The sequence below is a fragment of the Paenibacillus popilliae ATCC 14706 genome, assembly GCF_000315235.1.
Lineage (GTDB): Bacteria > Bacillota > Bacilli > Paenibacillales > Paenibacillaceae > Paenibacillus_B > Paenibacillus_B popilliae.
On the sequence record NZ_BALG01000002.1, the window covers coordinates 40,445 to 52,755 of the forward strand.

The window sequence follows — 12,311 nt, forward strand, 5'->3', positions numbered from 1 at the left end:
CTCGACAACGCACTTCCCAATAAGCTCCCGTTGTACTTATGATAGATAAGACTCCAGCTTGAAGCTATGGAGCCCTGCCTCCGCCCGATCGAGTCCTCAAATTCCTGCATGGAATCTTCCATACGAAGCCGGCTTCCCGCTTCTGTACCCCAGTATACCTCATTTTTACTCCCATTTTACATCTTGCGGCCACAGCGTCATCTGCTCCAACTTGCCTGGCGACTGCTCGGGGTAGGTCTGCAGCAAGCGTACCGCCTGGTTGCGCATCACCTTCTCCATGACATTGCACACGAACCGCGCATTGCTGAACAAGTTGGAACATATCATCCTCTCCTCCAGAATGACATTCTTCAGCTTCAAGAGCAATTGAGGCATCAGCACATTATCCAGCTCCGTAACTATTTTACACAATGATACGGACTCAACTCTTTTTTCTCTTCCCAATTTTTCACCTCAATAAAGTCCTCATAAACTAATTTCAAAAGTGTTTCCTTGGACAGCTTACCTGATTTTTTTACTAGTCTTACTGCTTGATTCCGAATGGCTTTTTCTATTAAATTTCTGATAAATCGTGCGTTACTGAAATTGCAATTCATAAATTTTTCTGCTACAATGAATTCTCTTATTTTTACCATGGCTTCCGGTGCAAGTACATACTCTTTTTCAAAAGCCATTTTGTGGGCAATTTTAACTAATTGCTCGTCAGTATAGTCAGGGAAATCCATGTGGATTGCAAATCTTGAAGGAAGTCCAGAATTTGTATCAAGTAAGTCATCCATCTCATTTGGATATCCAGCCAGTATTAGCACAAAATCGTTTTTCTGGTCTTCCATAGCTTTTACAAGTGTATCTATACACTCCTTGCCGAAATCTTTCTCTCCCCCGCGAGCCAAGCTGTACGCTTCGTCAATGAACAAGACGCCTCCGATTGCCTTCTTGATAACTTCTCGTGTTTTTTGTGCTGTGTGTCCAATGTACTCTCCCACTAAATCGGCACGCTCGACTTCAATTAGGTGTCCTTTACCTAATAGCCCCATCGTTTTAAACATCTTTGCTATGATCCGGGCGACCGTCGTCTTGCCCGTCCCCGGGTTCCCTTTAAATATCATATGAAAGACTTGTTCGTCAACTTTTAACCCTTCAGCTTTACGCAACTTTCTGACTTGCAAAATAGCATACATGGAAAAAACGAATTCCTTTATTTTTTCTAGTCCTATCATATCATCGAGTTCCATAATTATTTTGGAAAAAACATCAGGCTGTGACTCGAAGTCTAATTTGGGTACTACTTCTTCAACTGCTTTTATCTGCTCAGGGGAATTTCTAAATACGACGTTTATTTTTCTATCTTGAGAAGTAATAACACGGCTATCACTCTTCATTGGCATCCTCCCCCTCCCCATACTTGTAGGGTTCTTCGTACAAAAGGTGGGCTACATCCGAAATTATTCTGATTCCCCTCTTTCAGTAACTGAAATTGTAGGAAGGTCCATTTCATTTCATATCATATGATAAACATGTGGCTGACACGTGAGGACCGCTTCCTGGCGACGGCGATTCATTTGACGCGAAGGTCTTGCTTTTGCGTTCGAGGCGGCCGCTTTGTGTCGTACATTCATATGCGTCACCCTTTCGGCGTTCAACCCTCGCTCCTGCCATTCCGAGGCGTCTATGCTGTTCAATATATTCTAGCGTCGAACAGGTTATTAGAAGTTTTGTATTATACGCAAAAAGAAAAGCGCGCAATTCATCATTGCGCGCTTCCTTTGATGCGTAGAAATGTGCATTAACCATTTCCGTCGCCGTTATTTCCGTTACGGCCAAAGCCATGGCCATTGCCATTGCCCTCTCCGTTGTTGCCCGTAACGGCCGAATCCTGAACGTGATCCGTATCTTCGTAGCCATCCATCTGATCCGGCTGAGCAGGCGGCTCCGTTTGATCAGGAACCACGGTTCCAGGCACACTCTCCGTCCCATCCTCGTCGCCAGACGGATCGGAACCGTCAGGGTCAGGCGGGAACGGATCAACCGATCCGGCAGGGTCTTCTCCCGGGTCCGGAGTGTCCGAAGTGTCCGGAGGATCCGTAATCGGCGATTCCGGCGGATCCGGTATCTGAATCTCTTCTTCCTCGATCTTGACCGCGGCGACGTTGGAACGGGCCGATTCCTCGTCTCCACTTACCGCCGTCACAACATAGGAATACGTCTCGCCTGCGAATACGCCGATATCCTCCGCATTCGTTACCTGCAGTCCAGACAGCAATTTCGTGTATTCCTGCTCGGCGGAAGACTTCCGATACAGATTGTAGACAATCTTCTCGCCTTGAACCGGCTTCCAGCTTAGCGACACTGTCTTCGTCGCTTCCGAGTAGGACGCGGTCAGGCCGCTAACCTTCTGTACCGGATCTGGCTCTTTCTCAACATGATCCGGCTTCCCGAAGGAACCGGACTTCCGATCCTTCAACGCCTTGCCCACCACTTCGCTGAACATGCGCGAAGGCACCCGGCTGCTCTCATGCAGCACGTGATCACGGTCCGTCTTATCATATCCCATCCATACCGCCGCCGCCCATTCCGGCGTATAGCCGACGAACCACGCATCCCGGTCGCCCGCTCCGTCATAGCCCGGAACCGAATGCTGTGTCGTGCCGGACTTGCCTGCTACCTGGCGACCGCTAATCTGCGCCTGCGTACCGGTTCCGTTCTGCACGACATCCGTAAGCATCTCAGTCATATAGTAAGCGGTCTGCTCGCTCATGACACTCACCGGCTTCGGCACATGATACGTGTAAAAATCATGCCCCTTGCGATCCACAATCTTCGCCACAGCGTAAGATGGATAATAATTGCCTCCATTGGCGAATGCATTATAGGCGGTAGCCATATTTATTGGCGTCACGCCGTGGGTCATCCCACCCAATGCGATCGACAGGTTAAAATCGTCATTCGTCAGCGGGAAGCCCAGGCTCTTCGCAAATTCAAAACCGGTCTTCAATTTAATCTCATTGAGCAGCCAAACCGCCGGAATATTGATCGAGCGTCTGACCGCTTCCTTCATACTTACGCTAGTCGTATAGCCGCCCAGGTTGGTCGGACTGTAGCCGTTGAAGGATTGCTTCTCATTGCTCAGCTTCGACCACGGGAACCATTTGCCGGTCTCCAGCGCCGGGGCGTAGGACACAATTGGCTTGAAGGCCGAACCCGGCTGCCGCTTGATGGTCGCCCGGTTCAATCCTTTGCGGGCATAGTCTCGTCCGCCCATCATCGCCAGGATTGCGCCGTTCTGATGATCCGTAATGACCATCGCGCCCTGTACCTTCGTCTCGTCTTTGCTCTTCTCGAACATCTCGTCATTATTGAAGGCGCCGTACATGATACGCTGTGCATTCGCATCCAGCGTCGTGTAGATCTGGTACCCACCGCGGAACAACTGGTCTTCGGTAAGACCGGTCCTTTCCACGATTTCCTCTACCATATAATCAAGATAAGAATAATACACTTCTTCGTTATTATTGTCGACGGCCCCTTCATCCTTAGTCTCTACCGGCACGTAATCGACCGCAGACGCTTCATCCCGTTCCTGCGCTGTAATATAGCCCTGCTCGTACATGAGCTGGAGCACAACCTGGCGCCGTTCCTTCGAGCGCTCCGGATTATTGATCGGATTGTAATGGGTCGGTGCCTTGGGTATGGCAGCCAGCGTGGCAATCTGCCACAATTCAAGCTGATTGAGATCTTCCGTACCGAAGTAAGTTTTCGATGCGGCGATAATGCCATAGGCCCGTTTACCGAAAAAAATACGGTTCAAATACATCGTCAAAATTTCGTCTTTGGTAAAATGGTTCTCCAGCGCCAACGCGATGGACACCTCGGTTGCCTTCCGGAAGAAGGTCTTGTCGCTGGTCAGGAACATGTTCTTCGCCAGCTGCTGTGTAATCGTGCTGCCGCCCTCGGCCAGGCTTCGCGACACGATATCTTTCATCATGGCGCGCCCAATGGACCATAGGTCGACCCCGATGTGCTCGTTGAAGCGCCGGTCCTCCGTCGAGATGAACGCATCGCGGACACCCTGTGGAATATCTTCCGACTCGGCAATCTCCCGATGCTCAATTCCTCTGCCCAGATGGGCGATAACCATATTATTGCTGTCAAATACGGTGGAGATTTCAGCCATCTCGAACATGTCGGCGTCCTTATACTCGCGCATCAGCCGCTCCCCGTTCAGCAAGATAAACAGATAACCGCCAACCGCGATAAAGGCGGCAAATGCAGCCATAAAGAACGACAGCCAGAAGGTTTTGCGCCAACTCCACTTGCCGCGCTTCTTCGGAGGCTTCGCCTTTTCTTTCCCCTTCGTTGTCACCGGTGTGCGCGTGCGTGTACGCTGGGGAGGTTGCTTCTCTCTCGTCATCGTAACCGACTCCCTTTTGTTCACAGAAATGAGTTCTCTCTACTCTATCTCTTACGTTTTGCATGCTATCCAGCACCTAATGGGACGTGCAATGAAAAGAACAACCCTTCAGGGTTGTTCGGCAGCGGACTATACCATTAGACGCAAAACAGGGGCGAAAAGTTGCATGGCTTCCCTTCGGCCCCTGCTGAAGCTTATTGCGTGTCGTTCTGATGATCCTGCATCAGGGATACGTTACGCTGCGGCGTAAACGTGGAAATGGCGTGTTTATACACCATTTGCTGGCGGCCGTCGCTGTCTATGACGATGGTAAAGTTGTCAAAAGCACGGATAACCCCGCGAATCTGGAACCCGTTCGTTAAGTACACCGTCACCGGGATGCTTTCCTTGCGCAATTGGTTCAAAAACGTGTCTTGGATATTAATAGATTTATTCATCGTCCGTACCCCCATAATCATAAGGTTGTGTTGAAATATATTCAACCTCTTACCGAAACTTTCCTGCTATGATTTTACAAATTCGATCGAAATGTTCGTCCGCATGCTCCGCTTCGCTCACATCCACCCATTCAATATCTTGCATGCGGCGGAACCATGACAGCTGACGCTTCGCAAAACGCCGTGTGTCCCGCTTTACCCGTTCGACGGCGGCCTCCAGCGACACTTCATTTTCCAAGTATGTAGCGATTTCCTTGTAGCCCAGCCCCTGCATGGAGACGAGCTGCCGCGAATAGCCTGCATCAAGCAAGCGGCGCACTTCCTCAATCAGTCCGTCCCGGATCATGACGTCGATACGATCTTCAATACGGTTATATAGCAACTGCCGTTCCATTGTCAAACCGATGAAGCACATGTCATACGGAGACGCCTTCTGTTGGCCTGCTAACTGCGCGGATAGCGTCTGGCCGGTCAGATGGTAAACCTCCAACGCCCGCACGATCCGCCGCTGATCATTCGGGTGCAGCCGGTTCGCCGTTACCGGGTCGACGGCCTGCAGCTTGGCGTGCAGCGCTTCGGGACCATAGACGAGCGCCATTTCCCTCATCTCCCGGCGAAAAGCCTCGTCCGAACCGGCATCGCTGAACTCGAAACGGTAACAGACCGATTCGACATACAAGCCGGTCCCTCCGACAAGGAACGGCAGCCGATCCCGCGCTGTGATATCGTCAATAAGATGACGGCATCGTTCCTGGAATTCGGCGACGGAGAAGGCATAATCCGGATCATGAATATCCATAAGATGATGAGGTATCCCCCGCCTCTCCTCCGGTGGCAGCTTCGCCGTTCCGATATCCATCCCGCGGTACACCTGCATGCTGTCGCCGGATATAATCTCGCACTCGAAGGCATGAGCCACATCCAGACTCAGCTTTGTCTTGCCAACTGCCGTAGGGCCGACGAGCACGAGCAGCCTTGGCCTAGTTGGCGACGTTGTTGCCGACAATGTCAATCACTCCATATGCTAATTTCGTCCCGGTATGTACAATTCGTTCGAATCCGAGCCGTCTGAATTCCTCGCTGCCTCGCAATTCCTTCATGACGATCGTCTTCCTGGCCACGCGGCAAGCTTCGTGAATCGCCTCCGGCTTCACGGCTCCCGGATTGGCCAATGCACGCAGCGGGTCGATCGATGCCGATTCCTTCACTGGTTCACGGAACATCGGATCGAAATAGACGATGTCCACCGAATAGTCGGGAAGGCCGCGCAGCCACTCCAAATGATCCGCCTGCTTCAGCTCGATGCGGCGCATCGCCTCATTAATGCATTCAATTCTGCTCTCATACGAGAGAAGCCCTTCATGCAGCAGGGTGAACAGCGCCTGCTCACTTTCCAGAGCCGTCACGCGGCCCGCTTCGCCTACGACATGGGAGAAGACAAGCGCATCGGACCCGAGACCAGCCGTACAATCCAGCACCTTATCGCCCGGTTTGGCGCGGCTGGCGGCAATCATCGTGTCCCCATCACCGGCCAGCAGTCGCTTGATGCGGACATAGGCCATGCTGGGGTGATAGATCATCTCGGTTACCCCCAGCTTCGTGTATCGTACATCTTTATTACGGTAGACGACAAATTCATCGTCCCCGTACCGATTCCGAAGAGCGGCCAGCGTACATCTGCGGCGCTCGACGAACCGATGGCCGAACATCTCGGCCATCCTCCGGGCACGTTCCCTTATGTGCGAAGAGGTTTTGTCCCCTGTAGTTACAATCATGAGCTCCTCCTCATTATATATGCTTTAGAGAGGGAAACACAAATGCGGCAGCCGCATTACATGACCCGCTTGAACATTTTCTCCAGATCATAGGTTGTGAATTTGACGACGATCGGGCGGCCGTGCGGACAAGTATATGGCTGGCGGCATGCGGCCAGCCGGGCCAGCAGCGTTTCCGCTTCCGCCTCGGCCAGGCGCTGGTTCGCCTTGATCGAGGCTTTGCACGAGCACATAATTGCCGAAGCCTCTCTCAGCTTGGCGATATCCGGCACTTTCTCGCGCAGTACCCAATCCGTCATCTCCCGTACCAGATCGGCCTCTTCCCCGTTCGGGAACCAGTGGGGATACGACCGGACGAGGAACGTCTGCCCTCCGAACGGTTCCAGCCAAATCCCAGCCTGCTCCAGCAGATGCAGCCGATCCCGGATGCGCACCGCCTCCGCCGTCGTGAACTCCAACGTCAACGGCAGCAGCAGCTCCTGCGACGCCTCCTCGGGATGCCCGAAGCGCTCATAATAATATTCATAATTGATGCGTTCGTGGGCGGCATGCTGATCGACCAAATATAGCCCCTCCGTATTGGATGCGATGAGATACGTTCCGTGCAGTTGACCAATAAGCTCTACGGCAGGGAACGGGGGCAGTTCCGCCTCCGTCGGCTTGCCCGCGCCAACCTGCCATGCCGCCAGAGCGCCCGCCTGGCGGAAGCCAGACGGCGGCTCGGTCGGCGCTTGCGCCGAGGCAGAAACACCGGAACGCGGGCTTCCGCTCCCGTCAGCATAGCTTCTCCAGGACTCGCGCACCGCTTCCGGTTCCTTCATCGGCCTCGCAGCCAGCTTAGGCGCCCGCTCCGCTGTCGTAGCATCCCGGCGGCGATAGTCCGCCTCTGGAGCAGCCGCATGGCCGCTCTCCGCTGGCGCGGGTGCCGCCCCGGCGCTCCGCTTTGCATCATCTGCAGGCTTCACGCCAGCGCGGGCAAGCTCATACCCGGCCTGATCCGAACCCAGATCAGGGGCAGATGCTTCGCTCTCGGGCGGGAGCGGCGACAGCTCTGGCTCCGCCGACGGAACGAGCGCGCCCATCGGCTTGAGCCGGGCCTCTTCTCGGCCTCCGGCCAGCGGCGCGGCAGCCCACTGCCATTCCGTCTGCTCGACATAAGTGCGCACCTTCGCCTTGCCTGGAGCGGCCTGCGGGATGAGCGCCTGCTCAAGCAGGATGTCGCGCAACGTTGACGAGATGAATTCGCACAGATCCGGCTCTTTGCTGAACCGGACCTCCAGCTTCGCCGGATGCACATTGACATCAACCAGCGTCGGATGCATCTGCACATGGAGGACGATCATCGGGAACCGATTGATCGGCAGCAGCGTATGATACGCCTTGAGCACGGCCTGGTTCAAGGCGAAGCTGCGCACATAACGCCCGTTCACGAACCAGGACATCGCGTTGCGGTTCGATCGGGTCAGCTCCGGCTTCCCGATATAGCCCTTCAACTTGTAATCGAGCTGCTCCGCCTCCACCGGCACCATGCTCTTCGCCGTCTGCACGCCGTACACCGCCGCGATCACCTGCTGTAAATCGCCGTTCCCGATCGTCTGCAGCAGCAGATTATCATTATGCCTCAGCGTGAACGCAATCTGCGGATAGGCGAGCGCCAGGCGGTATATGTAGTCGGAGATATGCCCGAGCTCGGTCTGCACCGTCTTCATATATTTCAATCGGGCCGGCGTATTGTAGAACAAATCGCGTATGGCGATATCCGTACCCCGCATGGACTGCTCCGGCCCGAATGCTTTTACGGTTCCCCCTTCCATCGTCAGCTTCCGCCCGAGGCCGTTGTCGTCCGCGGAGCTGGTGAGCTCCACCCGCGCGACGGCGGCGATGCTGGGCAGCGCTTCTCCGCGGAAACCGAGGCTGCGGATAGCGAATAGATCTTTGCCGGAAGCGATTTTGCTTGTCGCGTGGCGCTGGAAGGCGGTCTCCACATCGTCTTCCGCGATTCCGGACCCGTTGTCCTTGACCCGGATCAACTGGAGCCCTCCCTCCTCGACGGTCACATCTATCCGCGTGCTCCCGGCGTCGATCGAATTTTCCACCAATTCCTTGACAACGGAGGAAGGCCGTTCCACGACCTCTCCAGCCGCAATCTGATTGGCGATATGATCGTCCAAAATATGAATGACGGCCATCTCGGATCCCCCCTTAGTCGTTCTTCAGTCCACGCGCCTGCTTCATGAACGCGTGCAGCGCGTTCATCGCCTCCAGCGGCGTGAGCGAGAGCACATCGATCTCCCGCAGCTCGGCGATCAACTCGTCGGCCTGCCGGTTCCGCCGCTGCTCCGCCTTCACGGCCGGATTGGCCGCCGCCGCAGATTGTTCCCAGCCGAACAGCGACAGCTGCTCGACGGCCCCGCTTGCGGCCGATGCCGCTTCCAGAACCGGCATCGGCTCCGCAGCCCCCCCCCTGTCCAGGCCTTCCATTGCAAGCGCCGGCGGCTCGGCCTGATCCCTCTCCCGATCCGGCAGTGCCGGCCGATCTGGCAACGTGCTGCCTGCGTCAGCCGGAGTTGTCTCTGCAGTAGTCTCCCGCAGCGCTTCTGTCTCAACTGTCTCATAGGTCTGCAACAGATCATAGGAACGGCGGATAATCGAATCCGGCAGCCCAGCCAGCTTAGCGCAGTAAATGCCGTAGCTTGTGCTCGCCGCTCCCGGAATCAGCTTCCGCAGGAAGGTCACCTGATTCCCACTCTCCTGCACCGCCATACAAACGTTGCGCAAGCCGTTCAACCGTTCCTCGAGATGAGCCAACTCGTGGAAATGGGTCGATACGAGCGCCTTGCAGCCGATCTGGTCGTGCACGAACTCGATCACAGCCTGCGCAATCGACATCCCTTCGCTCGTCGACGTTCCCCGTCCGAGCTCGTCGATAATGACCAAGCTCTGGCGCGTCGCCTTCGCGGTCATCACCTGGATGTCCATCATCTCCACCATGAACGTGCTCTGTCCGCCGATCAGATCATCCGCCGCGCCGATGCGGGTGAAAATCCGATCGACAATCGGCATGACGGCCCGGTCGGCCGGCACGAAGGAGCCCATCTGGGTCAAAATCGACATCAGCGCGACCTGGCGCATATAGGTGCTCTTCCCTGCCATGTTCGGCCCGGTAATAAGGAGCATCCCGGCGTCCTGCTCCTCGAGCACGGTATCGTTCGCCATGAACGAACCGCTCTCCATGACCGCTTCAACCACCGGATGACGACCGGCCTCGATCAACATATCATAGCCGTCGGTGATCTCCGGACGGACGAAGCGATGCGCCGTGCTGACCGCCGCAAGGGACTGATAGACGTCGATCTCTGCGATCACCTCGGCCAGCGTCTGCAGCCTCCGGATCTGTTCGCCGATGCGCTGGCGCAATTGACTGAACAGATCGTATTCCAGCTCGATCATCTTATCCTCCGCTTCCAGGATGAGCGCTTCCTTCTCCTTCAGCTCCGCCGTAATGAACCGCTCGGCGTTCGCCAAGGTCTGCTTTCGCTCGTAGCGGCCCTCCGGCAGCGCCTGAAGATTCGATCGGGTAACCTCAATATAATAGCCGAACACTTTGTTGTAGCCGACCTTCAGCGACTTGATGCCCGTCTCTTCCCGTTCACGGCGTTCCAGCTCCGCGATCCACTGCTTGCCGTTCACGCTCGCTTCCTGCAGCTTGTCCAAATACGCGTCATAGCCCGCCTTGATGATGCCGCCATCGCGCACCGACACGGGTGGCTCCTCGACGATAGCGCGATCGATCCACGCCACGATATCCTGACAGTCATCCAGAACGGACACCCGCTCGCGCAGCGTCGCCGAATCCGTCTCCTCACAGCACCGTTTCAAGCCGGGAACCCGCTTCAGGGATTGCTTCAGCGCGATCAGATCGCGGCCGTTCGCCGTACCGAACGCAATTCGGCTGACAAGACGCTCCAGATCGTACACCTGATGAAGCTGCTCCCGGATATCCTCGCGCCAAATCATTTGATGATACAGCGTATCCACCGCTTCGAGCCGCGCTTCGATCGCCCGCTTGCTCATCAGCGGCTTGTCGATCCAGCGGCGGAGCAGGCGGCCTCCCATCGACGTCTGCGTCCGATCAAGCAGCCAGAGCAGCGAGCCCTTCTTCGCCCGTTCGCGCACCGTCTCCGTCAGCTCCAGATTGCGGCGCGTGAACGGATCGAGGACCAGATATTGATCCGGCTCGTATGTCCGGACCTGCGTCAGCTGAGACAATGAGCGCTTCTGCGTCTCAGCCAAATACGACATCAGCAGCGCCAACGCCTGCCGGCGTTCCGGCTCGAGCCGCATCCACGCCGCCTCGCCGAATTGCCGCTGAGCAAGCGCCTCATCCCCCTTCGTCCAAGGGGTGAACAGAACCGGCTTGCTCCATGCCTTCGTCACCGGGCGCGCCTCGTCGAGCACCCGCTCCGCACCGAGGATCTCCGTCGGTGCATATACGTTCAATTCGTCCAGCAGCCAGGACTGGCCGGCCGGAGCGGACGTCACCGTCACCTCGCCGGTCGACAGATCGCAGGCGGCCATGGCATACATGCCTTCATGCTCCGTCATACAGAGCAAATAATGATTGGCCTTCTCATCTATCATCTTCCCTTCCATTATCGTGCCCGGGGTAATAATCCGCACGATTTCGCGGCGCACGACCCCCTTCACGGCCGATGGATCCTCCATCTGCTCGCAGATAGCGACCCGGTACCCCTTCTCGATCAGCCGCTGGATGTAACTGTCGGCGGAATGATACGGAACGCCGCACATCGGGATCCGGTCTTCCGTTCCGCTGCTGCCCCGCCCGGTGAGCGTAATCTCCAGCTCCTTAGCCGCCACAATTGCATCGTCATTGAACATTTCATAGAAATCACCGAGGCGGAAAAACAAAATCGCGTCCTCTGCCTGCTGCTTAATCGCCCAATATTGCTCCATCATCGGCGTCATCTTCGCCATGTAACACCCTCCGATACCTGACCTTGAATCGTCCCCATTATACCAAAAAAAGTGCGCAGACTCACGCCTACGCCGTGCCCTCCATCCCGACGGCCCATGCCTGGCGGATATCTGCGCGCTCATTCCACCGCCAGCCCGAATCGATGCGGCGGGCGAAGGAACGAATGAGGGCCAGCTCTCGTTCGGTTCCGGATTCGGCGGAGACGGCTTCATCTTCCAGCTCGGCCAGCAGCCCCCGCACCGCCGACCAGGCGATCAGACGCAGCTCCTCCGTCGTCCGGCCGGTGTGGTAAGCGCGGATGACCGGATCACACAGACTGTCGCGCCGCTTCAAGCGATGGCGGTGTGTGACAGCCGCCTTCATCAGAGCAAGCACTTCCCGAGCCAACGCGGGCGAGATCAGGAAGCTGGGCAACGTCCGGTATTCGAAGCCGCCGGCCCCGCCGTGCACCTGGAGGCGCACGTCGCCGAGCGTCCCGTAGCGGGGCCGGCGCGACGCACCGGACGGGTCCTCCAGCACGGCCACCGGCAGGGTGACATAAGTATCCAGCACCCGCACGAGCTCGGACGTGAGCGGCAGTCCGCTCAGATGAATATGCCCGCCAAGCGGGAAGCGGCCCAGCGGTCGGCCGCCGGCAAGCCACTCCAGCGCGGCGCTGTCCTCCGCCACTTCGAGGCTGCGGCGGGGCCCCC

9 protein-coding genes are annotated in these 12,311 nt (G+C 56.4%); all 9 read right to left on the minus strand.

What is annotated here, in order from left to right; genetic code table 11:
* Positions 1-165 precede the first annotated feature (165 nt).
* Positions 166-411, minus strand: a complete 246-nt coding sequence (locus PPOP_RS00320) for a hypothetical protein (protein ID WP_234399623.1) — start codon at positions 409-411, stop codon at positions 166-168.
* Positions 399-1,382: an AAA family ATPase gene (locus PPOP_RS00325; RefSeq protein WP_042226738.1), complete on the minus strand. Its 984-nt coding sequence runs from the start codon at positions 1,380-1,382 to the stop codon at positions 399-401. Before PPOP_RS00325 ends, PPOP_RS00320 begins: the two co-directional genes overlap by 13 nt.
* Before the next feature lie 404 nt (positions 1,383-1,786).
* Positions 1,787-4,411, minus strand: a complete 2,625-nt coding sequence (locus PPOP_RS00330) for a PBP1A family penicillin-binding protein (protein ID WP_042226741.1) — start codon at positions 4,409-4,411, stop codon at positions 1,787-1,789.
* Between the two features lie 194 nt (positions 4,412-4,605).
* Entirely contained in the window at positions 4,606-4,848 is a 243-nt protein-coding gene (gene hfq, locus PPOP_RS00335) for an RNA chaperone Hfq (protein ID WP_040730128.1), read from the minus strand.
* 49 nt (positions 4,849-4,897) lie between these two features.
* A complete protein-coding gene (gene miaA, locus PPOP_RS00340; RefSeq protein WP_006283959.1) occupies positions 4,898-5,815 on the minus strand; it encodes a tRNA (adenosine(37)-N6)-dimethylallyltransferase MiaA in 918 nt (305 codons plus the stop codon).
* Between the two features lie 13 nt (positions 5,816-5,828).
* Entirely contained in the window at positions 5,829-6,623 is a 795-nt protein-coding gene (locus PPOP_RS00345; protein WP_006283960.1) for a class I SAM-dependent methyltransferase, read from the minus strand.
* Between the two features lie 56 nt (positions 6,624-6,679).
* Positions 6,680-8,812, minus strand: coding sequence for a DNA mismatch repair endonuclease MutL (gene mutL / locus PPOP_RS00350; protein WP_006283961.1), 2,133 nt, complete (start codon positions 8,810-8,812; stop codon positions 6,680-6,682).
* Between the two features lie 13 nt (positions 8,813-8,825).
* On the minus strand, positions 8,826-11,618 hold the full coding sequence (gene mutS / locus PPOP_RS00355) for a DNA mismatch repair protein MutS (protein ID WP_006283962.1): 2,793 nt from the start codon (positions 11,616-11,618) through the stop codon (positions 8,826-8,828).
* Between the two features lie 67 nt (positions 11,619-11,685).
* Entirely contained in the window at positions 11,686-12,288 is a 603-nt protein-coding gene (locus PPOP_RS00360; RefSeq protein ID WP_234399624.1) for a putative amidoligase domain-containing protein, read from the minus strand.
* Between the last annotated feature and the right edge of the window lie 23 nt (positions 12,289-12,311).